This is a genomic window from Actinocatenispora thailandica (genome assembly GCF_016865425.1).
In the GTDB taxonomy this organism is placed as follows: domain Bacteria; phylum Actinomycetota; class Actinomycetes; order Mycobacteriales; family Micromonosporaceae; genus Actinocatenispora; species Actinocatenispora thailandica.
In genome coordinates, this window is the sequence record NZ_AP023355.1 from 684,821 (window position 1) to 710,407 (window position 25,587).

At 73.3% G+C, this 25,587-nt stretch carries 14 protein-coding genes and 1 pseudogene; 11 read left to right on the forward strand and 4 right to left on the reverse strand.

What is annotated here, in order from left to right:
- Positions 1 to 264 precede the first annotated feature (264 nt).
- The 10 genes from Athai_RS03180 (at position 265) to Athai_RS03225 (ending at position 16,117) form a co-directional block, all read left to right on the forward strand.
- Entirely contained in the window at positions 265 to 4,956 is a 4,692-nt protein-coding gene (locus tag Athai_RS03180; protein ID WP_275422359.1) for a type I polyketide synthase, read from the forward strand.
- A gap of 93 nt (positions 4,957 to 5,049) precedes the next feature.
- Entirely contained in the window at positions 5,050 to 7,737 is a 2,688-nt protein-coding gene (locus Athai_RS03185; protein ID WP_203960076.1) for an aldehyde dehydrogenase family protein, read from the forward strand.
- Positions 7,734 to 9,443, forward strand: a complete 1,710-nt coding sequence (locus Athai_RS03190) for a thiamine pyrophosphate-binding protein (RefSeq protein WP_203960077.1) — start codon at positions 7,734 to 7,736, stop codon at positions 9,441 to 9,443. The genes Athai_RS03185 and Athai_RS03190 overlap by 4 nt, the downstream gene beginning before the upstream one ends.
- A gap of 54 nt (positions 9,444 to 9,497) precedes the next feature.
- Positions 9,498 to 10,751 (forward strand): beta-ketoacyl-ACP synthase II, encoded by a 1,254-nt coding sequence (gene fabF, locus Athai_RS03195; RefSeq protein WP_239156687.1) that lies wholly within the window; start codon positions 9,498 to 9,500, stop codon positions 10,749 to 10,751.
- 81 nt (positions 10,752 to 10,832) lie between these two features.
- A complete protein-coding gene (locus Athai_RS03200; protein WP_203960078.1) occupies positions 10,833 to 11,087 on the forward strand; it encodes an acyl carrier protein in 255 nt (84 codons plus the stop codon).
- A 94-nt stretch (positions 11,088 to 11,181) separates the two neighbouring features.
- Positions 11,182 to 11,997 (forward strand): guanitoxin biosynthesis heme-dependent pre-guanitoxin N-hydroxylase GntA, encoded by an 816-nt coding sequence (gene gntA / locus Athai_RS03205; RefSeq protein WP_203960079.1) that lies wholly within the window; start codon positions 11,182 to 11,184, stop codon positions 11,995 to 11,997.
- Positions 11,994 to 12,938 (forward strand): acyl-ACP desaturase, encoded by a 945-nt coding sequence (locus Athai_RS03210; RefSeq protein ID WP_203960080.1) that lies wholly within the window; start codon positions 11,994 to 11,996, stop codon positions 12,936 to 12,938. The genes gntA and Athai_RS03210 overlap by 4 nt, the downstream gene beginning before the upstream one ends.
- Positions 12,935 to 13,639: a 3-oxoacyl-ACP reductase FabG gene (gene fabG, locus Athai_RS03215; protein ID WP_203960081.1), complete on the forward strand. Its 705-nt coding sequence runs from the start codon at positions 12,935 to 12,937 to the stop codon at positions 13,637 to 13,639. The genes Athai_RS03210 and fabG overlap by 4 nt, the downstream gene beginning before the upstream one ends.
- A gap of 232 nt (positions 13,640 to 13,871) precedes the next feature.
- On the forward strand, positions 13,872 to 15,206 hold the full coding sequence (locus tag Athai_RS03220) for an MMPL family transporter (protein ID WP_203960082.1): 1,335 nt from the start codon (positions 13,872 to 13,874) through the stop codon (positions 15,204 to 15,206).
- Positions 15,197 to 16,117 (forward strand): MMPL family transporter, encoded by a 921-nt coding sequence (locus Athai_RS03225; protein WP_203966710.1) that lies wholly within the window; start codon positions 15,197 to 15,199, stop codon positions 16,115 to 16,117. The genes Athai_RS03220 and Athai_RS03225 overlap by 10 nt, the downstream gene beginning before the upstream one ends.
- Positions 16,118 to 16,202: 85 nt before the next feature.
- Here Athai_RS03225 and Athai_RS03230 read toward each other — a convergent pair whose 3' ends face one another.
- Complete coding sequence (locus Athai_RS03230; RefSeq protein ID WP_203960083.1) at positions 16,203 to 19,034, reverse strand: helix-turn-helix transcriptional regulator; 2,832 nt, start codon at positions 19,032 to 19,034, stop codon at positions 16,203 to 16,205.
- A 684-nt stretch (positions 19,035 to 19,718) separates the two neighbouring features.
- Positions 19,719 to 20,180, reverse strand: a complete 462-nt coding sequence (locus tag Athai_RS03235) for an FAS1-like dehydratase domain-containing protein (protein ID WP_203960084.1) — start codon at positions 20,178 to 20,180, stop codon at positions 19,719 to 19,721.
- Positions 20,181 to 20,692: 512 nt separating this feature from the next.
- Between Athai_RS03235 and upp the strand changes: the two genes are divergently transcribed.
- Entirely contained in the window at positions 20,693 to 21,331 is a 639-nt protein-coding gene (gene upp, locus Athai_RS03240; RefSeq protein ID WP_203960085.1) for a uracil phosphoribosyltransferase, read from the forward strand.
- A 134-nt stretch (positions 21,332 to 21,465) separates the two neighbouring features.
- On the opposite strand, the pseudogene Athai_RS03245 reads toward upp, so the two are convergent.
- Positions 21,466 to 23,171 (reverse strand): annotated as a pseudogene (locus Athai_RS03245) (phospho-sugar mutase).
- 125 nt (positions 23,172 to 23,296) lie between these two features.
- The gene (locus Athai_RS03250; RefSeq protein ID WP_239156688.1) at positions 23,297 to 25,162 is read right to left on the reverse strand and encodes a serine/threonine-protein kinase; all 1,866 of its coding nucleotides are present in this window, start codon (positions 25,160 to 25,162) and stop codon (positions 23,297 to 23,299) included.
- Positions 25,163 to 25,587: the final 425 nt, after the last annotated feature.

Sequence of the window (25,587 nt, forward strand, 5' to 3'; positions counted from 1 at the left end):
CGCCGTGGTTTCGCCATCAGCCGGCCCGGTCGAATACCAGGCCGTCGCCTCCGAAGTGCGAGAACACCCAGTACCGCAGTGTCCCGTAGGGCAAATACTTCGGTTATCTCATCGGTTTCCCGGTACCGCCCCGATGGCATCCTGAGCGGCATCGACGGCGATGAATTCAGAAGCACGACAGTTTCGAATTCCGCCGCAGGGCCGGTCAATTGGGTGACCGGTACCGGTCAGGCGAGTGAAGGCGATGTGAAGTCGGGAGCGTTCATGCGGGACATTGCGATAATCGGCATGAGCTGCCGCTTCCCGGGTGCGCGGGATCTGACGGAATTCTGGCGCATGGTCGGATCGGCCGAGCGGCAGTTCCACCCGGTGCCCGCCGAACGCTGGGACCACTCCCGCTACTTCGACCCGGACGACCGGCGTTCGGACAGCAAGAGCTACACCGACCAGGTCGCCTACCTCGACCGGGTCGACGAGTTCGACGCCGTGCACTACCGGATGTCACCCCGCCGGGTCCGCAACACCGACCCCCAGCACCGCCTGCTGCTCGACGTGGCGCGCGAGGCCGTGCAGGACGCCGGCTGGGAGCGCCGCCCGTACGACGCGGTCAACACCGGCGTGTACTTCGCACTCAGCTCGGCCGAGTTCAACCAGCTGACGCCCGGCGCCGCCGGCATCGACCCGTACGCGGTGCCCGGGTCGCTGTTGAACATGGCCGCGGCGACGGTGAGCCAGCACTTCGACCTCGGCGGGCCGAGCTTCACCGTGGACTCCGCCTGCTCCTCCGGCCTGACCGCGCTGAACGAGGCGGTCACCGCGCTGCGCGCCGGGGTCTGCACCGAAGCGCTCGTCGGCGGCGCCTACCTGAGCCTCGCGCCGGTCGGGCTCGTCGGCTTCTCCCGGGTCGGCGCGCTGTCCGCGGCCGGAGTGTGCCGGCCGTTCGACCGCCGCGCGGACGGGTTCGTGCTCGGCGAGGGCGTCGGCGTGGTGGTACTCCGGCCGCTGGACGCGGCGCTGGCCGCCGGCGACCGGGTGTACGCGGTGATCCGCGGCATCGGCTGCTCCAACGACGGCACCGCGGACGGCCCGATGACCCCGCGGGAAGACGGGCAGGTCCGCGCGATGGACCGGGCGTACTCCGACGCCGGCGTCGCACCCGACTCGGTCGGCCTGATCGAGGCGCACGGCACCGCGACGGTGGTCGGCGACCGGGTCGAACTGGCGTCGCTGACCCGGGTCCGCGCCGCGGCGAGCGACCCGGCGCCGGTGCCCCCGGCGTACCTGACCTCGGTCAAGGCGCTCGTCGGCCACGCGTTGACCGCGTCCGGGCTGGCCAGCCTCATCAAGACCGCGCTCGCCCTGCACCGCGGGACGATCCCGCCGCAGCCCGAGACCGACGTGGAGGACGCGGCCGGGCTCGACCGGGCCGGGCTCCGGCTGCCGGCGACCGCGGTCCCCTGGCCGGCCGATCCGGAGACGCCGCGGCGCGCCGGGATCAACTCGTTCGGTTTCGGCGGGACCAACGTCCACGTCGTCCTGCAGGAGGCGCCCGAGCCGCCCGCCGCCGAACCGGTCCAGGGCCGCCCGGAGCTGTTCGTGTTCACCGCCGGTACGGTCGAGCGGCTGGCCGGCCACCTCCGCCGGTTCCTTGACTGGGCCGGCCAGGAGGGCATCGGTAGCGGCGAGGACTTCACCCGCCTGGCGGCGACGCTCGGCACCCGGCGCCCGCTCCGCGCCCGGCTCGCGATCGTCGCGACATCCTGGGCCGAGCTGCGCGCCCGGATCGAGGCGGCGCTGCCGCGGCTCGACGGTACCGACACCGGCCGGCTCGACGACGGGGTCTACCTCGCCCGCAGCACCGTACGGGACGCGGCCAAGGTCGTCGCGTTCGTCTACCCGGGGCAGGGCAGTCAGCAGCCGAACATGCTGCGCGACCTGTACGAGCGGTTCCCGGCGTTCGCCGCCGAGGCGGGCCGGCTGGACGACCGGATCCGTACCGGGTCGGGTTTCTCCGTGCTGGACGCCGTGTACGGGCCGGACGCGGACACCGAGGCCGGCCGGCACCGGCTGACCGGTACCGACGTGTGCCAGCCGACCCTGGGCATCCTCGGGGTGGCGGCGACCCGGCTGCTCGCCAGCTGCGGTGTGACGCCGGACGTGGCACTCGGGCACAGCGTCGGCGAGTTCCCCGCGGCGGTGGCGGCCGGCGCCCTGCCGGCCGAGGCGGCGGTGACGATGATGGCGCAGCGCGGTGCCGCGATGCGGGCCGCGGAGGCCACCGAGCGCGGCGGCATGCTCGCCGTACAGGCCGGACCGGACCGGGTCGTCGAGCTGCTCGACGGCATCGCCGGGCTGTGGCCGGCCTGCTACAACCATCCGCGGCAGACCGTCGTCGCTGGCACGGTCGCGGCGCTGGCCGAGTTCGAGCAGCGGCTGGCCGCGGAACGGATCGGCAGCCAGCCGCTGACGGTCTCCAACGCGTTCCACACGCCGCTGCTGGACGGCGCCCGCGACGAGATCCGGGCCACCGTTCCGACGGCCGCGATCCAGCCGCCGAGCCGCACGTTCGTCTCCTCGGTCTCCGGTGCCGCCGGTACCGAACCGGCCGAGCTGGCCGAGCTGTGGGCCCGGCACGCCGGCACCCCGGTACGGTTCGCCGACGCCGCGGTCGCCGCGTACGAGGCGGGTGCGCGGATCTTCGTGCAGGTACTGGGCGGCTCCGCGCTGCTGCGCACCGTGCGGCAGAACCTGCGGGACCGCACCGACTGCCAGTACGTGTCGATGAGCGGTGCCGGCCCGGACGACGCCCGCAGCTTCCTCGCCGGGCTGGCCCAGCTCGTCACCCTCGGGGTGGACGTGGACGGCTCCGGAATCACGGCGGCGCCGGGCCGGCTGCTCAGCCCGCCGGTGACGCCGCTCGCCAACCGCAGCTACCCGACGCCGCCGTGGCCCGACGTCGACGCGTACCTGCACCCCGAGAACGACACGAAGGCCGCGACGTCGGCCGGCCCGGCCACGGCCGGCGGCAACCCGGACGCCAGCACCCCGGCGGCCGCCCCGGCCGGTACCGCCCGGCCGGGGAACACGCCGGCGCCGAACGGGTCCGTGGTGCCGGCGCCACCCGCCACGGTCGACGGTCCGGGTACCGCGCGGCCGGCCCGGACGACCGATCCGACCGGAGCGATCCAGGAGGCACAACCGGTGAGCGAGCTAGTCAACCTGTTCCGGGAACAGATCGCGCTGCTGCGGTCGATGGACCCGGCCACGGCCGGCGCCACGGACGCCGCGCCGCCGGCACCGGCGCCGGCGGCGCGGTCCGCGGAGCTGCCGGAGCCGCCGCGACCCGGGCCCGGCGCCGACGAGGTCGCCACCGTCGTCTACCGCGAGGTGGCCCGGATCAGTGCCTTCCCGGTCGATCACTTCACCGGTACCGAACTGCTCGTCCAGGAGCTCGGCTTCGACTCGCTGATGGTCACCGAGCTGCTGTCCGCCCTGACCCGCGTCTGGCCCGTGCTTGCCCGGGCCGGTACCGACCTGCCGGCTCGTCCGACACTCGGCGAGATGGTCGCCGCCATCGCCGCCATCGTGTGCCCGGACGACACCGCGCCGGCAGCGGCCGCCGCTCGCGGCGGCCGACCGCCCGCGGCCCCGACACCCGACCCCACTCCCCCACCGGTGTCGGGGCCGCGGCACGCGGTACCCGAAGCGCCGACCACCGAGCCGCCGGTCGGCACGGTGGTGCCCGAGCACGGCCTCGCCGACATGCCGGAACTCGCCGGGCACGACGAGGAACTGGCCAGGCTCGGGCGCAACCCGTACTTCCTGACGCACGAGGGGAACGCGCGGGAGACGACCCGGATCGACGGGCAGGAGCTGGTCAGCTTCTCCAGCTACAACTACCTCGGGCTGTCCGGGCACCCGCAGGTGAACGAGACGGTGTTCGAGGCGGTCCGGCGGTACGGCACGTCGGTGTCGGCGAGCCGCTTCCTGTCCGGGAACCGCCCGCTGCACGACGAGCTGGAGGCCGAACTGGCCGCCCTGCTCGGTACCGAGGCGTGCCTGGCGATGGTCAGCGGGCACGCGACGAACGTGTCGGTGATCGGTCACCTGGTCGGGCCGGGTGACCTGATCGTGCACGACGAACTGGCACACGACAGCATCCTGCAGGGTTGCGCGCTGTCCGGCGCGACCCGCCGCCCGTTCGGCCACAACGATCCCGCCGCGTTGGCGGCGGTACTCGGCCGGCACCGGCCGCGGCACCGTCGCTGCCTGGTCGTCGTCGAGGGCGTGTACAGCATGGACGGTGACATCGCCCAGCTGCCCGAGCTGGTCGCGGTCAAGCAGAAGTACGGCGCCCTGCTGATGGTCGACGAGGCGCACAGCATCGGCACGGTCGGTGCGCACGGCGGCGGGATCGGCGAGTACTTCGGCATCGACCGGTCCACCGTGGACATCTGGTCCGGCACCCTGTCCAAGTCGCTGGCCTCCTGCGGCGGCTACGTCGCCGGCGCGCGTGGCCTGATCGAGTACCTGCGGTACACCGTGCCGGGCTTCGTCTACAGCGTCGGAATGACGCCGGCGAACACGGCGGCGGCACTCGGCGCGCTGCGGGCGATGCGCGCCGAGCCGGAACGGCTGGCCCGGCTGGCCGCGAACTCGCGGCTGTTCCTGGACCTCGCCCGCAAGGCCGGCATCGACACCGGCACCAGCCAGGACTCCCCGGTGGTGCCGTGCATCGTGGGTGACTCGGTCCGCTGCCTGGCACTGTGCCACGCGCTGTTCGACCGCGGGATCAGCGTCAACCCGATCATGTACCCCGGGGTGCCCGAGGAACTGGCCCGGCTGCGGTTCTTCATCACCTCCGAACACACCACCGAGCAGCTCGAACGAACCGTGCAGATCGTGGCCGAGGAACTCGGCCGGCTCACCGCGCCGCTGGTAGCCGCCCCCGTGTGAGCGGGCCGGGCGCACCCGACGGCACCGGTGGCCGCTGCACGCGACGGTCTCCCGAGGCCGGAATCCCCTTCGTACGCGATGAATGGACTCACTGTGGAATGGTTGACGGGCAGGATCTTCACCTGCCAGGCCGTGAACACGTCGGTCGACATCGAGGAACGCGCGCTGCGGATGGCTGCGGTGCTCGGCGGCCGGGGCGTGTGTGCAGGCGACCGGGTCATGCTGGCGGCCAGCAACTCCGCCGACTACGTCGTGACCCTGCTGGCACTGATGCACCTGGACGTCTCGATCGTGCTGGCCGACGATCGGGAGACCGAGGCGGAACGGGTGCGGATGGCGCGCCGCGCCCGGGCCCGCTGGGTCGTGCGCGGTGACCTCGACGAGAGCACCGGCGGGTCCGACGTGGTGTCGCTGGCCAGCCTGGTCAAGGAGGAGGCGGACGCGGCCTCCGACGTCGACGTGCTGTCGTTCCAGGCCTGGAACCGGCGCAGCGACGCGCTCATCACCTGGTCGTCCGGCTCGACCGGGATCCCCAAGGGCATCGTGCGCAGCGGTCGCGGCTTCCTGCACGACCTGGAGCGCACCCGGGAACGGATGGCGTACCGCAACACCGACGTGCTGCTGCCGCTCGTCCCGTTCTCTCACTTCTACGGGTTGACGCTGCTCGTCATGTCGTGGACGCTCGGCTGCTCGCTCGCGATCGCGCCGCTCGGCCGGCTCGACCAGGCGGTCAAGCTCGCCGCGGACAGCGGCGCGACCGTGCTGGACGCCGCCCCGTCCACCTACCACAGCCTGCTCAAGCTGATGGACCGGCGACCCGAGATCGCCCGGGACCTCGCCTCGGTACGGATGTTCTGCGTCGGCGGTTCGCCGATGCCCCGGTCGCTCGCCGAACGCTTCCAGGACCGGTTCGGGCACCCGCTGCTCGACGGGTACGGCAGCAACGAGGCGGGCAACGTCGCGCTGGCGGCGCCGGGCAACGCGGTCGGCTGCGGCCGCCCGCTGCCGGGTGTCGACGTCACCATCGTCGACGGTGACGGGCATCCGGTGCAGGCGGGGGAGACCGGCGAGATCTGGGTGCAGTCGCCGAGCCTGATGCAGGGGTACCTGAGCGGCGACGGGTCGATCGAACCGCGCGGCGACGGGCCGTACCGGACCAACGATCTCGGCTACGCCGACGCGGACGGCAACATCGTGGTGCTGGGCCGCAAGTACGCGGTGCACCGGCTCGGGCACACGCTCTACCCGGAGGCGATCGAACGCAAGGCGGAGATGTGCGGCCGGCCGGTGAAGATCGTGGCCGTCTCGGACGAGGGCCGCGGCACCCAGCTGGTGCTGTTCGTGGCCGACGGGAGCGGGCAGCCGGCCGGTGAACTGCGGCGCGAGATCGCCGCGCTGCTGCCGGACTACGAGCGGCCGAACAAGGTGGCGGTGCTGCCGTCGTTCCCGCTCAACCGCAACGGCAAGCCGGATCTGGCCCGGTTGCGCGACATGGCGCAGGAGCTGGTCGCCCCGGCCCGGCGGCCGGCCGCGAACGAGGACGACGGCATGGTGCTGCTGCCGGGCGTGGCCACCACCGGCGGCGAGGGCGACGTCCCGTTCCCGGCCCGGGTGGCCGGCCTGCGCGCGGTCCTGGAACTGCTGCGGGACCGGCCCGACGAGGTACGCCGGGTGCTGACCCGGATCTCGCTGCACCGCGCGGTCGACATGGAGATCGAGGGGTCGATCGACACGCTGGCCGGGGCGGTCGAGGAGGTGCTGCGCAACGGGCCGCAGGCGGTCCGCCGGATGGCCGTGTTCATGCCGTCCAACGTGCTGCTCTACTCCTACGTGCTGTACCTGCTGGTGCCGGCGCTGTTCGTGGAGGACCTCGCGTTCCGCCCGTCCAGCCAGGTCGCCGACGTCACCCGGGAGCTGCACGAGCTGCTGGCGCCGGTACACCAGATTCCGATCGAACTGGCCTCGTTGAGCCAGCGCAAGTTCGTCACCGGGCCCGTCGCCGACGCCGACGTCGTGGTGTTCACCGGCACGTACCACAATGCCGAGGCGGTCCGCGCCCAGCTGCGCACCGATCAGCTGTTCATGCTGTTCGGGCAGGGCGCGAACCCGTTCGTGGTGGCGCCGGACGCGGACCTGGACCTGTCCATCGACGACGCGGTGCGGATCCGGATGCTCAACTCCGGCCAGGACTGCTTCGGCCCGGACGTGTTCTTCGTCCCGGAGCAGGACGCGGCGCGGTTCGTCGAGGGCATCGGGAAGCGGCTGGCCGCCATGACGTTCGGCGACTGCGCCGACCCGGCCGCCGACTACGGCCCGATCTGTTACGACAGCGCGCTGACCGCGGTGACCGAGTACCTGCCGCGCAACGCCGAGTACATCGTGCAGGGCGGTGCGGTCGACTTCCGCACCCGGCAGGTGCATCCGACGATCCTGCTCCGCGACTTCGACGCGCCGATGTCGCTCACCGAGCTGTTCTGCCCGGTGTTCAACGTCGTCAGCTACACCGACCGGGACCAGCTGCGGACCCGGCTGACCGAACCCTCGTTCCAGGACCGGGCGATGGGCGCGATGGTGTACGGGCACGCGCCGGATCTGGTGGAGCAGCTGGGCAAGCGGCACGTGGTGGCGGTCGACCGGACCCTGCTGGACGTCGACGACGGGAACCGCCCGTTCGGCGGTCGCGGAATCATGGCCAACTACGTCAGTCATCGCAAGCGGCGCTGGGCCCAGCCGCTGCTGATCTCGAAGGTGGTGGCGGACGAATGTCCGGTACGCGGATGACCGAGAACCGGTACCCCGGCGCCTGGCACGCGGTCGTCGACTTTCTGACCGACCGCGGTGTGGACACCGTCTTCGGGCTGCCGGCCGACGACCTGACCGTGCTGGATGCGCTGCGGGACAGCGGGATCCGGTTCGTGCTCAACCGGGACCAGCGCAACGCCGGGTTCATGGCGACCGGGTACGCACTGCAGAGCGGTGCGCCGGCGGTGTGCCTGATCGGCAAGGGGCCGGCCAGCACCAACGTGCTGACCGGGGTGCTGGAGGCGGCGGCGTCCGCCGCGCCGCTGGTGGTGCTCGCCGCCGGCACCGCGGTCAACCGGCGCGGCGCCCGGGCGTTCCAGGAACTCGACCAGGTGTCGCTGCTGCGGCCGCTGGCCAAGTGGGCCCACCGGGTGGACCATCCGGACCGGCTCGTGCCGTCGCTGGAGAAGGCGTTCACGATCGCGGCGGCCGGCGCGCCGGGCCCGGTGTACCTGGAGATCGCCGACGACCTGTGCGACACGGCGGTGACCCGGACCCGGCCGTGGCGCGACGTCGCCGTGCAGTACCCGGCACCCGACCCGGCCGCCGCGGCGACCGCCTGGTCGGCGGTACGGGCGAGCCGGCGGCCGATCCTGCTGGTCGGTGGCGGCGTGCGGCACCGCAACGGTCCCGGCACGGTGGAGCAGCTGGCCACCGGGCTCGGCGCGGCGCTGTTCAGCACCGCGTCCGGCCGCGGCGCGGTGGACGAGACGCACGAGCTGTGCTGCGGCCTGTCCGGCCTGTACTCCCCGCCGGAGGCGGTCGAGCTGTGGCGCGACACCGACCTGGTGATCGCGCTCGGCAGCCGGTTGGAGGAGACCGCCACGTTCGGCACCGGGTTCGCGCGGCCGGGTGTTCCGGTCGTGCAGGTGAACGTCGACGCGAGCGAGCTGAGTACCGAGTTCGCCGGCCCGTCGGTGGTCGCGGACGCCGGCCGGGTCGTCGAAGACTGGTGTGCCCGGCTCGTCGCGAGCCGCCGCGAACCCGACCCGGACTGGGTCGCCCGCGCCGGCTCGGTGCCGGTACGGGCGCGGCAACGGGTCACCGCGGACGCCGCCGAGGCCGCTGCGTCGGGCGCCCCGCGCGTCGCGGCGCTGCTCGCCCGGCTGTCCGAACGGCTGCCCGCCGAGCACGTTCTGGTGCAGGAGAACGGGTTGCAGGACATGTGGTCCTACTTCTTCCCGTCCTGGTGCTGCGCCGGGCCGGCCGGTTCGATCGTCCCGTCGGAGCAGACCAGTCTCGGGTTCGGCGCCGCGGCGGCCGCCGGGGTCAAGCTCGCCGCGCCGGACCGTACCGTCGTCGCGCTGGTCGGCGACGGCGCGTTCGGGATGCTCGGCGCGGACCTCGCGGTACTCGCCGAGCAGCAGGTCGGGGTGCTGTTCCTGGTGCTGGACAACGGTGGGTACGGCTGGTTGCAGTCCCAGTGGGACAAGCGGGAGCGGGACGACTCGGGCCGGGGCGACCGGTTCCGCTTCGTCGCACCGCGCGGCCTGGGGGCCCTGCCCGCCGCGGTACACCGGGCGGTCGTGGAAACCAGCGACGCGATCGGCGCCGAGCTGGACCGCGCGCTGAAGGAGTGCGCGGCCGGCCGGGTGGCGGTACTGGAGGTACCGGTGGCGTTGTCCGACGTCCCGGCCGACCTCGACGAGTTGGACGGTGACTTCCCGGCGGTCGAGGACCGCTGACGGCCCCACTGCACCGCGCCGCGGTGCACGCGACAGCGATCGGAGCAGAAGGTCATGAACCCACAATCAGCACGGCGCCGGGTGGTCATCACCGGCCGCGGTGCGATCACGCCGATCGGACTCAACGTCGCCGACTTCTGGGCGTCGCTGATGGCCGGTCGTAGCGGGGTCGGCCCGATCACCTCGTTCGACGCGAGTGGCCTGCCGGTCCGGATCGCCGGCGAGGTCAAGGGATTCGACCCGACCGACTGGATGGAACGCAAGGTCTCCCGGCGGATCGACCGGTTCGCGCACTACGCGATCGCGTCGACCCTGCAGGCGCTGGAGGAGTCGAAGCTGGAGATCGACGACGAACTCGCACCGCGGGTCGGCGTCCTGGTCGGCTCCGGTTTCGGCGCCACCCTGATCCTGCACCACAGCGCGATCAACATGGTGGAGAAGGGGTTCCGCGGGCTGACCCCGTGGATCACCGCGGGCGCCGCGATCGACAGCGCGGCCGGTGAGGTCGCCCTGCGGGTCAACGCGCAGGGACCGAGCGGTGCGGTCAGCACCGCCTGCGCCTCCGGCACCGACGCGGTCGGCATGGGCATGCGCATGATCATGTACGGCAACGCCGACGTGGTGCTCGCCGGCGGCTCGGACAACTCGGTCACCTCCGTCGACGTCGGCTCCGCGGCGATGTCGCGGGCGCTGTCGAAGCGCAACGACGACCCGGAGCGGGCCAGCCGGCCGTTCGACACCGACCGGGACGGCTTCGTCGTCGCGGCCGGTGCCGGCATGGTGGTACTGGAGGAGCTGGACCACGCGCTGTCCCGGGGCGCACCGATCCTCGCCGAGGTGATCGGCTACGGCGCGAGCACCGATGCGTACCACCCGACCGCGCCGCACCCGACCGGACGCGGTGCCCGGCAGGCGATGCAGGCCGCGTTGACCGACGCCGGCGTGCGCCCCGAGGACATCGACTACATCAACGCGCACGGCACCAGTACGGTGCTCAACGACCGGACCGAGTCGCAGGCGATCCGCACCCTGTTCGGCGAGCACGCGCTGCGGATCCCGATCTCGTCGACGAAGTCGATGACCGGCCACATGATCGGCGCGGCCGGTGTGGTGGAGCTGATGGCGACGGTCAACGCGATGCTGGACGGTCGGGTGCCGCCGACGATCAACTGCGACAACCCCGAGGACACCGAGCTGAACTACGTGCCGCACAAGCCGCAGGAGCATCGGGTCGACGTGGCGATGAGCAACTCGTTCGGCTTCGCCGGCCACAACGCGGTCGCCGTGGTGCGCCGCTGGCAGGGCTGATCCCGGCGCCGGTCAACGGTGCGGAGACTTTCCGAACTCTCACAGTGGCGGCCGGAAGCCGCCCGCGTTCAAGGAGGAGCAATGTCCGACTCAGAGATCCTGGCCCACCTCGCCGCCGTCATCGAGGACCTGGGCGGTGCCCCGGCCGGTGAGATCAGCCGGGAGAAGTCGCTGCGCGACGACCTGGACATCGACTCGCTGTCGATGGTCGAGGTGGTGGTGTCCATCGAGGACAAGTACGGCGTGGAGCTGCCGGACGACGCGATGACCGGGCTGCAGACGGTCGGCGACCTCGTCGACTTCATCGAGAACTCCGTGGCGCCGACGCCGGCCTGAGCAGGTACCGCGGGGTTCGGGCCGCCCGGGGAGACCTCAGGGCGGCCCGGCGCCGCGGGCGGCACCCGAACGGACCGTTGCAGAGGGGCGAGTGATGCAGGACGGCGCAGCAAACCCGTACCTCGGCGAGCAGGTACGACGCTCGTACCACGGGATGCGCGGCAAGCGGTTGATGCGGCTGCGGCCCGAGGAGGGCCCGGCGGACGCGGCCGCCACGATGGTGCACGAGTCGTTCCGGTCGATGGCGCTGTCGGAGACCTACCCCTGTGTCGTGGCCAGGTCGGCGATGCGGCGCGGTGACTACCGGTTCGGCTGCTACCCGGCCCTGGGTAGCGGGGAGGCCGCCGCCGCGGTCGCCTGCGACCTGTGGGAGTTCGTGGCGGAGTTCCCGATCCGGCCGGACCGGTACGCCTCGTTCGTGGCGAGCTTCGACGGCCCGTGCACCGCGACCGAGCGGGGCTTCGAGGACCTGCTGTGGCGCCAGCTGCAGCTGCTGCACGAGCTGGACGTCCGGCACAGCCGGTGGGACGCCGACGTCGGCGACGACCCGGCCGAGTACGGCTTCTCGTTCAGCTTCGCCGAACGGGCCTTCTTCATCGTCGGCATGCATCCCGGCGCGTCCCGGTGGGCGCGACGCACCGCCTGGCCGACCCTCATCTTCAACTCGCACGCCCAGTTCGACCTGCTGCGGGACGCCGGGGTGATGCCGCGGATGCAGCAGACGGTACGGATGCGGGACCGGCGGGTGCAGGGCAGCGAGAACCCGAGTCTCCGGCAGTTCGACGCGAAGCGCCCGGAGACCGTCATGTACTCCGGTCGGCTGGTCGAGGACGACTGGACGTGCCCGTTCCGGCCGACCGGCAGCGCGACCGAGACCAGCACGCAACAAGCCGAGGAGGGCTTGGTATGACCCGGATCCTCGACCCCACCGTCGAACGCGGCCTGCTCGGCGAGCTCGAACCGGTGGTGGCGGCCAACATCGACCGGCACCTGTCGGTCGCGCGGGACTGGAACCCGCACGACTACGTGCCGTGGAGCGAGGGCCGCAACTTCGCGTTCCTCGGCGGCGAGGACTGGGCCCCCGAGCAGTCCCGGCTGACCCCCGTCGCCAAGGCCGCGATGATCGTCAACCTGCTCACCGAGGACAACCTTCCCTCGTACCACCGGGTCATCGCGACGGCGTTCGGCCGGGACGCGGCCTGGCGCACCTGGCTGGACCGGTGGACCGCGGAGGAGAACCGGCACGCGGTCGCGATGCGCGACTACCTGACCGTGACCCGCGGCGTCGACCCGGTCGACCTGGAACGCCGCCGGATGAAGCTGATGAGTACCGGCATCGAGGACGGGCCGCAGGGCCTGCTGGAGAACCTCGCGTACGTGTCGTTCCAGGAACTCGCCACCCGGGTGTCGCACCGCAACGCGGGCCGCGAGACCGGCTGCCCGATCGGCGACCAGCTGATGGCGCGGATCGCCGCGGACGAGAACCTGCACATGGTGTTCTACCGCAACCTGGTCGAGGCGGCGCTGGAACTCGCGCCGGAGGCGATGATGTGCGCGATCCGCGACGTCGTGCTGGCCTTCGAGATGCCCGGCGCCGGCCAGCCGGACTTCCTGCGGTACTCGGCGATCATCGCCAACGCCGGCATCTACGACCTGCGGCTGCACCACGACGCGGTCATCATGCCGGTCCTGCGGTACTGGAAGGTGTTCGACCGCACCGATCTGACGCCGGAGGCGGAGCAGGCCCGGGAGCAGCTCGCCGGGTTCCTGGGCGAGGTGGACACCGCGGCGGAGCGGTTCGTCACCCGCCGGGCGGAACGCAACGCCCGGCGCGAGCGGAGCCGGTCGTGACCCGGTCGGTACTGGTCACCGGCGGCAACCGGGGGATCGGGCTGGCGATCGCGCAGGCGCTCGCCACCGACGGCGACCAGGTGGCGGTGACCTACCGCACCGGCGAACCACCGTCCGGCCTGCTCGGCGTCCGCTGCGACGTCACCGACCCGGACTCGCTGGACGCGGCGCTGGCCACCGTGACCGACCGGCACGGGCCGGTGGCGGTACTCGTCGCGAACGCCGGCATCACCCGGGACACGCTGCTCGCCACGATGTCCGAGGACGACTTCACCGCGGTACTCGACGCGAACCTGACCGGCACCTTCCGGGTGGCGCGGCGGGTGGTGCGCGGCATGGTGAAGGCCCGGTACGGGCGGGTACTCGCGGTGTCGTCGGTGGTCGGGTTGCAGGGCGCCGCCGGGCAGACGAACTACGCCGCGGCGAAGGCCGGCCTGGTCGGCTTCGTGCGCTCGCTGGCCCGGGAGGTGGGCAGCCGCGGCATCACCGCCAACGCGTTGGCGCCCGGGTTCGTGGACACGGACATGACCGCGGTGCTGTCGGAGCGGCAGCGCGCCGCGGCGCTCGCCGGGATCCCGCTCGGCCGGGCCGCCTCGGCGGCCGAGATCGCCCGGGTGGCCCGGTTCCTGGTCAGCGACGACGCCGGGTACATCACCGGGGCGGTGCTGCCGGTCGACGGTGGGATGGGCATGGGCCACTGAACCGGCACCCGCCGGCCGGGCCGTCGCGGGGCCCTGAACGGCAAAGACTTCGGTGCGGGGTTCGGCGACGGACGGTCCGATCGATGCCAGACTGGTCCGGTACCCACCGATCCATCCCCGATGGACGGATCGGCACGTCCCTCGCCGGCCATCCGCACGGCACCAGGTGCCGCCGGGCGACCCGCCCCGGTACCGCGTCGAACGCCCAGTCCTCGTCGAATGGAGCCAGCACGTGAATGTGACCTCGTCCGGGCAGCTGGACACCGGTACCGCGGATCCACCGGTCGACGGGCCGCGGCGGCGGCGCCTGGCGCTGGCGCTGCGCCGGCCCCGGCTGATCCTGGTGCTGGCGTTCCTGGTCATGGTGGCCGGCGTGGTACTCGCCGGCAGCGCCACCGCGCTGCTCAAGAACGGCGGCTTCGACGACCCGTCCTCCGACTCGGTCGCCGCCACCAACGTGCTGTCCCGGCACTTCCCGGCCACCCAGCCGAACCTGTCGGTACTGGTGCGGGCCGACGACGGGAAGATCGACGGCGCCGCCGCGCAGCGCGCCGGCCGGCAGATCGTCGACACGCTGCGGTCCCACGCCGGGGTCAAGGTCGTCGGCTCCTACGTCGGTGGCGCCGACCCGACGATGCAGGGCAAGGACGGCTCGTACGGGCTGGTGCTCGCCCGGGTGCCCGGTGACGACGACGCGTCCGGGAAGACGGCGAAGCAGCTGCACGACGAGCTGGCCGGGCACCGGGACGGGGTGCACGTCACGTTCGGCGGCATCCTGCAGATCAACAACGACATGAGCGACCAGCTCAATGCCGACCTGGGCGCCTCCGAGCTGGTGGCGTTGCCGCTCACGCTGATCCTGCTGTTCTTCGTGTTCCGCGGGGTGATCGCCGCGCTGCTGCCGCTGTTCATCGGGGTGTTCGCGATCCTCGGTTCGTTCGCGGTGCTCGACGGGCTCGGCCGGCTCACCTCGATCTCGGTGTTCGCGCTGAACCTGATCACCGCGCTGGGGCTCGGATTGGCGATCGACTACAGCTTGCTGATCGTGTCCCGGTTCCGGGAGGAACGCGCGAAGGGGCTCGACAAGGCCGCCGCCATGTCGGCGACGCTGCGCACCGCCGGGCGGACCGTGCTGTTCAGCGCCAGCGTGGTGGCCGCGGTGCTGCTCACCATGCTGGTGTTCAAGCAGGACTTCCTGCGCTCGTTCGCGTTCGCCGGCGTCGCCGTGGTGGCGGTGACCGCGATCGGTGCGCTGCTGCCGTTGCCGGCGGCGCTGATGCTGCTCGGCGACCGGGTCGACAAGTGGTCGATCCGGCGGCGCAAGCCGGCCCGCGAGCCGCAGAACCGGTTGTGGGGGCGGATCGCCGGGATCAGCATGCGCCGCCCGCTCATCCTCGGCCTGGTCGCACTGGCGATGTTCGTCGTCGCGGCGTCGCCGCTGCGGTCCATCCAGCTCAACGTGCCGGACGAGCGGGTCCTGCCGACCTCGTCGGAGGGCGGCAGGCGACCCAGACCATCCGTGCCCAGTTCCCCGGCGCGGCCGAGCAGGAGGGCGCGGTGGCGGTGACCACCGACCAGTGGCTCGGCGATCCCAGCGGCAACGCGCTCGGCGACTACGCGACCGCGCTGTCCCGGCTGCCGCACGTGGTGGCGGTCAACGCCGCCACCGGGCGGTACGAGCACGGTACGAAGGTGGCGGCCCCGGCGCCGGGCCAGGCGGCCGCGATGCACCGCGGCGACGCGGTGTACCTGCAGGTGCTCAACGACGTGACGCCATACTCGGACAACGGGAAGAAGCTCGCCGAGGCGGTCCGCGCGGCCCCGGTACCGGACCACCGGACGGTGCGGGTCGGTGGCATGTCCGCCCAGCTGCTCGACATCGACTCGGCGCTGACCGACCGGCTGCCGCTCGCGGTGGGGCTCGCCATCCTGGTCACCATGGTGCTGCTGTTCCTCGCCACCGGCAGCCTGCTGGTACCGGTCAAGGCGGTGCTGCTCAACGCGCTCGGGTTGACCGCGATCCTCGGCGTCCTGGTGTGGGTGTTCCAGCAGGGCCACCTGTCCGGTCCGCTGAACTTCACCCCGTCACCGATCGCCGTGTCGATGCCGGTGCTGGTGCTCTGCGTGGCGTACGGGTTGTCGATGGACTACGAGGTGTTCGTGCTGTCCCGGATCAAGGAGACGTACGAGGCGACCGGTGATCCGCGCGCCGCGGTCCGGATCGGCCTCGGGATGAGCGGCTCCATCGTCAGCGCGGCGGCGGTGATCCTGGCGATCACGTTCTTCTCCACCGCGATGTCCGGGGTGTCGGTGGCGAAGCTGTTCGGCATCGGCGCCGGGCTCGCCATCGTGGTGGACGCCACCCTGATCCGCGGCGTGCTGGTACCGATCTTCCTGCGGTTGACCGGCCGCGCCGCCTGGTGGGCCCCTGCCGGGATGCGGCGGCTCAGCGACCGGATCGGCCTCGGCCACCACTGATCGGGCCGCCGGCTCCACCTGGGTACCGGGTGGAGTCGGCGGCGGGTCGAGCGGCTCCGCCTGGGTACCGGGTGGAGCCTGCGGTTCAGGCGGCCGGGCCGTCGCTGCGGTGCGCCTCGTGCGGCGACGGCAGCGCGTACGGGCCGGGCAGCGGTGTCGGCTCGACCGCCTCCTCGGCGAGCAGCGCGATCAGCCCGGCCCGGCCCGACACCCGCAGCTTGCGGTACGTGTTGGTCAGGTGCAGTTCGATCGTGCGCTGCGTGACGAACAGCTGCTGGGCGATCTCCCGGTTCGTCTGGCCCTGTGCGGCGAGCAGCGCGGTGCGCCGTTCGGCCGAGGTCAGCGAGCCCAATCCGGATTCGGTGCGGCGCCGTGGCCGGGCGCCGGAGCGCACCAGCTCGCGGCGGGCCCGGTCGGTCAGCTGCACCGCGCCGCACCGCTGGGCCAGGTCGAGCGCCTCGCGCAGCAGGTCGCGCGCCTGCGGTGCGGCCCCGCAGTCGATCTGCGCGGCGCCGAGATCGATCAGGGCCCGGGCCAGCTCCAGCATCCCGGGGGAGTCCCGGAGCCGACCGACGGCGTCGCTCAGGTAGCGGGCACGGTCCGCCGTCTCCTCGGCCACCAGGCCACGCACGTGCAGCGCCGACCCGATCGCCCGCGGGGTGCCCCACCGCCGGGCGTCGCGCAGCTGCTCGTCGGCGAGCTGCCGGGCCCGGCCCGGCTCGCCGGCGCGGGTGAGCGCGATGGCGGTCGCCGACCGCCAGCGGTTGACCGCCGGGTTCGTCACCCCGAACTCGGTCAGCCGCCGCCCGCACTCCCGCAGGTCGGTCAGCCCGGCGTGCAGCTCGCCGTTCGCCACCCTGATCTGGCCGCGGCAGGCGAGCAGCTGCGCGTACCGCCAGTGCGGCGGGAGTTCGTCGGCCGGCGCGGTCAGGTCGACGATGCGGTTGACCTCGTCCACCTCGCCCAGTTCGGTCAGCGTGAGCAGCAGCGCCGACCGGTGGTCGGTGTACAGCGGGATGCCCTTGCCGTCGTCGACGGCCGCGGCGGCCCGCCGTGCCTGGTCGGCGGCGGCCGGTACGTGCCCGCGGGCCAGGGCGACCCAGGAGCGCAGCGCGGCGATCTCGGCCACCGCGCCGGTCGTCTCGTCGTCGAGCCGCCCGAGCAGCCGGTCGGCCAGATCGAGCCGGTCGGCGTACAGCAGCGGCAGCACCACCGCCAGGCACTCGATCGGTTGCAGGTTCGCCAGCGCGTTCGAGTCGACCACCCCGGCGAGCGCCCGGACCCAGTACTCCCGGTCGTTGCCGGACCAGGCGGCGCCGAGCGCTGCGGTGGCGGTGGCGAGAACGGTCCGGGCCGCGTCGCCGCGCGGGCGGTCGGTGGGCAGCCGGGATCGGGCGTCCCGGGCGGTGTCGCCGTGCAGCAGTGACAGCAGGGTGGCCGAGTCGCGGGCCTTGCTGGCGAGCTCCGGCCGGACCCCGGTCAGTTGGCTGGCGCAGTCGTCGAGCACCTCGACGGCCTCCAACACCTGGCCGTCCCCGGCCAGCGCCTCGCTCAGCGCCCGGTGCGCGGCGTTGACCTGGTCCGGCTGGCGTACCACCATGCTCGCGTGCCGCAGGTGGGAGATCGCGCTGGCGGGATGGTGCACGGCCAGCGCCGAGCCGAGCTTCAGCGCGAGCCGGCCGCGGTGCGTCGGCGACATGGATCCGTGGATCGCGCGTTGCAGGCACTCGGTACCGAGGGCGTGCTCGCCCCGCGCGATCAGGTCGACGGCGACCTGGCAGAGGGTGTCGACCAGCTCCGGGTCGATCGCCGGGCTGCTGGCGAGCAGGTGCCGCGCCACCTGCGCCGGATCGCCGTGCTGCTCGGTGAGCAGCGCCGCCGCGTTCCGGTGGTACTGCTGGCGTTCCGACGAGCGAAGGCTCGCGTAGAGGGCGTTGCGCACGATCGGGTGGACGAACGTGGCCGGCTCGGAGCTGCGCAGGATGCCGAGCTGGGCGAGTTCGGTGATGACGTCGGCGACCGAACCGCGCTCCATGCCGCACATCGCCGCGATCGTCGACGCGCAGGTACCGCCGCCCACGACGGCGATCGCACGGGCCACGGCCGCGGTGGTCGGATCGTTGTGCCGCAACCGTCCCAGCACGTACCGGGTCACGCCGGGCGGCGCCAGCTGCCGTAGGGCGGCCAGGTCGGTCTTGGCCGGTTCGAGGTTCTCGGTGGCGAGGGTCTGGCAGACCTCGGTGACGAACCGCGGGTTGCCCGACGTCAAGCGGTGGACGGTGGCGGCGAAGTCGTCGTCGATCGGTGCCCGCAGCCGGGATCGCAGCATCGCGGCAACGCCCGTCCGGCTCAGCGCGGCCGGCCGGAGCGTCGTCGCGTCCAGGCTGTACCGCAGGTCGGTCTGCGTGCCGGTGGCCATCGCGGCGATCTCGTCGGTACGTCCGGTGACGGCGAGGATCGCCGGCAGCTCACCGAGCCGCCGGCTGAGGAAACCGAGCCACCGCAACGACAGCGCGTCGAGCAGGTGGACGTCGTCGACCGCGATGACGAGCGGCCCGGTGCCGGCCAGCCGGACGAGCTTGCCGTGCAGCGCGTCGAACGCTTCGGCGAGCCGCTCCGGCGGCGGGTCGAGCGGCTCGTGCCGGCCGTCCTGTCCGAACAGCTGGCTGCGCAGGCCGAGCGGCATGTCGGGCTCGCTCGGGCCGCCGGAGGCGGTGAGCGCCTGGGCACCGGATCGCCGGGCGAGCGTCACGAGGGCGGCCAGCAGGCAGGTCTTGCCCACTCCGGCGCTGCCTTCGATCACGAGTAGGCCGGACGACCCCGCGAGCAGCCGTTCGACGCACAGCTTGAGCGTGTCGAGTTCCTCGACCCGTTCCGTCAGTGATTCGCGCGCTCCGGCTGGGCTGACCGGCGACATGGTTTCGTACCTCCGATTCTCGATGGGTCCGAGAGATGCGGGGGAAGCGACGGCCGGTCCGGAACACGCGCTGCCGCTCGGCACGGGACGCGGAACACCGCGGCCGTGGCGGGCGGGTGTCGTGGCCGGCCGGCGTGCGACGGGCGGGTACGGCATCGACGGCGCAGGGGCGGTGGCCGTCGTACCGTTGGCGCAGCGTCGCCGCGCGGGCCGGCGCCGGTTTCTCCCCAGGATTTCGGGTGGCAGGTCGTTGTCTCGGTACCTCCCAGCGTGGGCTCTGGGACGTCGTCGAGTCTTGCCTACCGCGGCACTTTTCTCGGCCCCGGGCGCCGTCGCCGACAAGAACTTGTCATGCCGGGCCGGTTGCGCGTTGCGCTCGAACGGTTCGGCCCGCCGGGCGGATCACGCGCAACAGAGGCGAGAGTCCCGGGATCGGGGCGTCGGCCGGCGGCACGGCCGGCGGTCTGGGTCAGCCGGTGGTCTGGGTCAGCCGGCGGTCTGGGTCAGCCGGCGGCTCGGGGGCGGACCGGCGGCGGTGTGCGGATCGGCGGTCGGGTCGTGGTGGGCCCGGCGGCACGTGTCGCGGGGCCGCGGGCCTGCTACGCGTCATCCCGCCGGGCCGCGCTCGGCTCAGCGAGATCCCGTCGGGCCGCGCTGGGCTGCGCGGTGTCCGCCGGGCGGTGGTCAGCTCAGCGGCACCCCGACGGGCCGCTCGACCATCGTGCAGTACATCGTCGCGACGTGCTCGGTGCTGTCCCGGAACACCTTGCAACTCACCGTGACCAGGCCGATCCCGCCGGTGACTCGAATGTCGTCGATGTGGGCCTCGAGGTTGAGCACGTCACCCGGGTGCACCGGCCGGAGGTGCACGAACCGCTGGAAGCCGTGCACGGTCTGGCTGTAGTCCAGGCCGAGTTCGACGTCGGCGGCGACCTGCGCCCGCTCCGCGCGCTCGGACAGCACGGTCAGGAACGTCGGCGACGCGAGAACGTCCCGGTAGCCGGCGGCGCGCGCCGCGGCCGGATCGAGGTAGAGCGGATTGTCGTCGTGCAGCGACTCGGCGAAGATCCGAATGTGCTCACGGCTGACCTCGTACGGCTCGGTCGGTGGGTAGCTTCGGCCGACCAGGCTGGCGTTGAGCGGCATCACATTCCTCTTCTTCCCGTACCGGACGCCTGCTTCGCGCGCCGGGCATCCCGGCTCGTCGCGTCCCGGTCGACTGTTTCGCGCGCCGGGCGCCCCGGCGTGAGGCCGGTCGGGTGCTGGCCGCAGCATCGTCCGCCCCGATGCGTGGCACATGCTAATCGTGGCCGTTCGCGGCTGCACTCCCAGCGGCACCGATCCCCACCGACGTGACCGGATCGTGCCCGATCCCGCCCCCGCACGACATCGGCCGAACCGATGAGTTCGCTTCCGTCGCGTCGTCCAACGGACGAAACCCACGTTGCGGCGTCGGCCATTTCGCGATGTCGGTACCGGACGTGGACGAGGTGGCCGCCGACCTGACCGGGCGCGGGCCGGTGTCGCTCAGCGGCCCGGCCGACCTGGCCCGGGGCATCCGTACCAGCACCTGCCGGCTACGTCTGGCAGGTCTCCCAGGACCTCGGCCGACCAGAGGCGGTACCGCCGGGGCGGCGTCGGGCGGCTAGGTTGTCCGCGTGGATGTCACCGTCGTTGATCACCCCTTGGCCGCCGCTCGACTGACCGCGATGCGGGACGTGCTCACCGAACCCGGTACTTTCCGGGCGGCGCTGCACGAACTGACCACCATGCTGGTCTACGAGGCGACCCGGGAACTGCCGGTCGAGCGCTTCGACATCAACACCCCCGTCTCGCCGACCCAGGGCGTCCGGGTCGCCGCCCCGCCGCTGCTCGTCCCCGTGCTCCGCGCCGGGCTCGGGATGGCCGACTCGGCTCTCGGGCTGCTGCCCGAGTCGTCGATGGGGTTCGTCGGCCTGGCCCGGGACGAGGAGACCTTCGAGCCGCGCGCCTACCTGGAGTCGCTGCCGACCGACCTGACCGGCAGCGCGGTCATCGTGCTCGACCCGATGGTGGCGACCGGCGGCTCGCTGGAGCACTGCTGCCGGCTGATCGCGGACCGCGGCTGCACCGACATCACCGTGGTGTGCGTGCTGACCACGCCGGAAGGGCTGGCCCGGTTGGAGTCCAGCGGCCTGCCGCTGCGGCTGGTGACCGCCTCGATCGACGAGCGGCTCAACGACCGGGCGTTCATCGTGCCGGGCCTCGGTGACGCCGGCGACCGCCAGTTCGGTGGCATGCCCCGCTTCTCCCGCTGACCGCGGCGGGCCGCACGGCCGGCCGGCGGTTCCGGCCGAGGCCGGTGGGCCGGCGGTTCCGGCCGAGGCCGGTGGGCCGGTGTGCCGGCGGTTTCGGCCGAGGCCGGTGAGCCGGCGGTTCCGGCCGAGGCCGATCAGCCCGGTACGCCGAGGGCGGTGGAGATCTCGCTGCGCAGGCGCGCCAGTTCGGGTGCCGGGTCGGCGTCGGCGGCGACCACGACCTCCAGGTACGCCTTGAGCTTCGGCTCGGTGCCGGATGGGCGCACCACCACCCGCAGCCGGTCCGCGGACAGTCGCAACACGTCGGCGTCGGGCAGCAGGTCGTCCACCGAGACCTTACGGTCGAGCAGCGCGTCCGGCGGTGCGGCGCGCAGCCGGGACATCATCGCGCCGATGTCGGCGAGGTCGGTGACCCGCACCGACAGCTGATCGGTCGCGTACCGGCCGAACTCGGCGGCCAACTCGTCCAGCCGGTCGACCAGGGTACGGCCGTGCGCGCGCAGCGTCGCGGCCAGCTCGGCGATGAGGAGCGCGGCGGTGATGCCGTCCTTGTCCCGCACCAGCCCGGGTGCCACCGCGTAGCCGAGCGCTTCCTCGTACCCGAAGGCCAGGTCGGTGTCGGTGCCGGGCCGGTGCGCGGCACTGGCGCCCGGCGGCTCCGGAGCCGGCTGCGGGGCGCTGCCGGCGCGGACGATCCACTTGAACCCGGTCAGCGTCTGCGCGTACGCCACCCCGCGCGCCTCGGCGAGCACCCGCAGCAGCGAGGACGACACGATCGTGGTCGCGTACACCCCGGGGTGGCGCGGCGGATCAGGTGGTCGGCGAGCAGCACACCGACCTCGTCGCCGCGCAACATCCGCCAGCCGGCGGGGTCGTCCGGGCCGGCGCCGCGGGCCGGATCCGGCACCGCGACCGCGCACCGGTCCGCGTCCGGGTCGTTCGCGATCACGATGTCGGCACCGGCGGCGGCGCCGAGCGCCACGGCCCGGTCGATCGCGCCGGGCTCCTCCGGGTTGGGGAACGCCACGGTCGGGAAGTCGGGGTCCGGCTCGGCCTGCTCGGCGACGATCGCCGGCGCGGCGAACCCGGCCCGGCGGAACGCTTCCGTGGCGACCGCGCCGCCGACCCCGTGCAGCGGGGTGTACGCCACGGTCAGCTCGCGCGGCGCGTCCGGTGCGACGACCGACACCGCGGCGTCGAGGTAGCGCTCCAGCAGGTCACCGCCGAGCACCTCACCCGGCTCGCCCAGCGGCACCGCACTCAGCGGCCCGACCTGTCGGATCGCCGACTCGATCGCCCCGTCCGCCGGTGACACCAGCTGGGCGCCGGCGCCGCCCGGGCCGCCGAGCGCGGCGCCCAGGTAGACCTTGTAGCCGTTGTCCCGCGGTGGGTTGTGGCTGGCCGTGACCATCACACCGGCCGCGGCGTCGAGGTCGCGCACCGCGTACGCCAGGACGGGGGTGGGCAGCGGGCCGGGCAGCAGCAGCGCTCGGCGGCCGGCGCCGGTGGCCACCCGGGCGGTCTCGACCGCGAACTCGTGCGAGCGGTGCCGGGCGTCGTAGCCGATCACGATCGGGCCGGCGGCGTCCTGGGCGGCGAGCCAGCGGACCAGGCCGGCCGCGGCGGCGCGGACCACGGCACGGTTCATCCCATTCGGGCCGGCCCGCAGCGGGCCGCGCAGCCCGGCGGTACCGAAGGTGAGCGGCCCGGCGAACCGGTCCGCGAGTTCCGCCGCGCCGGCGGCACCGGAAGCGAGGAGCGCCGCGAGCTCCTGCCGGTCGGCCGGGTCGGGGTCGTCGTCGAGCCACGCCGCCGCGCGGGCCCGCAGCTGCTCGGTCATCTCCGCGGTCACCGCACCATCCTGCCGCACCCGGCCAACCGGGCGCCGGCCGTCCCGGGGCGGGCCGGCGCCGCGGGTACCGGCCGGGTCCGGCGGCGGCCGTTTCGGGGCCGCCGCCGTGGGCGTCACTCGAACCGGTAGTGCTTGACCGCCTGCTGGTAGACCGTCTTGTCCTTGCCGAACGAGGACTGCGGCACCGACAGGTACACCTCGTACAGGTGGCCGTCGACCGCGGCGACCCGCCACAGCCCGTGCCGCTGCTGGCCGTTCGAGCTGAGCGTGTACTCGATCTCCGCGGCGTCGTGGCCGCCCATCTTGACGCCGGTGCGCAGGGCGATCTGGTGATAGTTCTGGTACTTCTTACCGACCTTGAGCCCGTGCCCGGCGCCGCGGAGGAAGGCCGCCGCGTTCTTACCGGTCCGGCTGGCCTGGAACATGATCCACTCGTTCCGGTCTCCCGGCGCGGCGTACTTCTGCGGATCCTTGGCGATCTGCTGCCAGTCCCTCGCCACCACGGTGCTGAACCCGGCCGGGTCGTGTACCGCCTTGGTCGGGCCGCCGGCCTGGGCAGCCGGCGTGGTCGGGTTGGTGTCCGGCTCGTCCGAGCCGATCACCCCACCGGCGCCGAGCGCCACCACCACCAGGATGATCACCACGATCGCGGCGCCGGCACCGACCAGCCACGGGCCGAGGTGCCGCAGCTGGCGGGACGGCGAGTGCGGCTGCTCGTACGACTCGGGGTAGCCCGGCTCCGGGTACCGCTGCGGTACCGACGCGGTGGCGCGCATCGGGTTGGCCGGGCCGCCCGGTGCCGGTGGCCCGGCCATCGGTCCCGGTCCGCCGGACACCGGCGGGCCGCTCATCGGGCCGAGCGCACCGGGCGCGGGTGCGCCGGACATCGGGTTCGGCACGCCGGGTGCCGGTGCGCCGCTCATCGGACCGGGCGGCATCGGGCCGGGTGGCGCCTGGCCCGGCGGCATCGGGCCGGGCGACATCGGACCCGGTGACATCGGGCCGGGTGACATCGGGCCGGGTGGCACCGGTGCCGGGCCGGGCGGGCCGGACATCGGTGCGCCGGCACCCGGCTGGGCGCCGGCGGCCAGCGGGCCGGCCAGCGCGGCACGCAGCTCGGACCGGGTGCGCTCCACGTCCCAGCGCTGGGACGGGTCCTTGACCAGCAGGCCGAACAGGATCGGGGCGAGCGGCCCGGCGTTGCGGGGCGGCTCCGGGTCCTCGTAGACGACCGCGTGCATGGTCGACAGCGGGTCACCGCGGTCGAACGGTGGGGTGCCCTGCGCCGCGGTGTAGAGCGTGACGCCCAGCGAGAACAGGTCGGACGGCGGGCCGAAGTCGGCGCCCATCGCCCGCTCCGGAGAGATGTACTGCGGGGAACCCAGGACCATGCCCGGGGTGGTGAGCGCGGCGTTCTGGTCGGTCATGATCCGGGCGACGCCGAAGTCGGTCAGCACGCACCTGCCGTCCGAGCAGATCAGCACGTTCGCCGGTTTCACGTCGCGGTGCAGCACGCCGGCGGAGTGCGCGGCCTCCAGCGCGCCGAGCACGGACAGGCCGATCTTCGCCACCGCCCGGGGCGGCAGCGGCCCGTTCCGGCTGATCATGTCGGCGATGCTGCGGGCCTGCAGCAGCTCCATCACCAGCCAGGGGCGGTCGGCATCCTTGACCACGTCGTACATCCGGACCACCGACGGGTGCGACAGGCTCGCCGCGGCCCGCGCCTCCCGCAGGGTGCGCTCGTAGAGCGCGGCGCGCTCGTCGGCCGGGATGCCCGGCGGCAGCAGCACCTCCTTGATCGCCACGTCGCGGCGCAGCAGGTCGTCCCAGGCGCGCCAGACGGCGCCCATGCCGCCGGAGCCGATCAGCTCGTGCAGCGTGTACCGGCCGCCGATGACCGCGCCGGGGCTGCCGTGGCTGTCGCTCGGCGCCTGGGGCGGCTGGTCGGGGGTGCCGCCGAGGGAAGCAGGGGTGGTCACGAGGTGGGTCCTCCGGTAGTCGACCGCTCCCCGGTGCGGGGCGGCCTCCGAAGCGGGCATCGATGCGGAGCGGCCGGCAGGCCGTGTCTCAGAAAGGAGCGCGCCGGGGGTTCTGAAACACGCCCTAGTGTGGGCGGTCGGCGCACGGCGCGCAGCGTGGGGGTCTCGCCGTCCATCGCGCCATCACCTTCCGTCCATCGGGTCGTGACGCCGGGTCGGATCGGGCTCGGCGCCGGCAGGACCATCGCGTCCGGCGCACCGGCATCCGGCCAGCTCGCGGCCGGCTCCCGGCCGGCCCGGACGAGCGCGGCGCCGGTGCCGGTCGCGCGCCGGTGCGCCGGCCCGGCGCGGCGCCTACGATCGGCGCATGACCGCAGCCATGCCAGGTTCCGCCGTGCCGGGTTCCGCCGTGCAGGCACGCCGGC

Bases quoted from the DNA above. Each gene is read 5' to 3' on its own strand.
- Athai_RS03235 (WP_203960084.1), bottom strand. From the start codon at position 20,180: ATGCCGCTCAACGCCAGCCTGGTCGGCCGAAGCTACCCACCGACCGAG.
- Athai_RS03210 (WP_203960080.1), top strand. From the start codon at position 11,994: ATGACCCGGATCCTCGACCCCACCGTCGAACGCGGCCTGCTCGGCGAG.
- gntA (WP_203960079.1), top strand. From the start codon at position 11,182: ATGCAGGACGGCGCAGCAAACCCGTACCTCGGCGAGCAGGTACGACGC.
- fabF (WP_239156687.1), top strand. From the start codon at position 9,498: ATGAACCCACAATCAGCACGGCGCCGGGTGGTCATCACCGGCCGCGGT.
- Athai_RS03200 (WP_203960078.1), top strand. From the start codon at position 10,833: ATGTCCGACTCAGAGATCCTGGCCCACCTCGCCGCCGTCATCGAGGAC.
- Athai_RS03180 (WP_275422359.1), top strand. From the start codon at position 265: ATGCGGGACATTGCGATAATCGGCATGAGCTGCCGCTTCCCGGGTGCG.
- Athai_RS03190 (WP_203960077.1), top strand. From the start codon at position 7,734: ATGACCGAGAACCGGTACCCCGGCGCCTGGCACGCGGTCGTCGACTTT.
- Athai_RS03230 (WP_203960083.1), bottom strand. From the start codon at position 19,034: ATGTCGCCGGTCAGCCCAGCCGGAGCGCGCGAATCACTGACGGAACGG.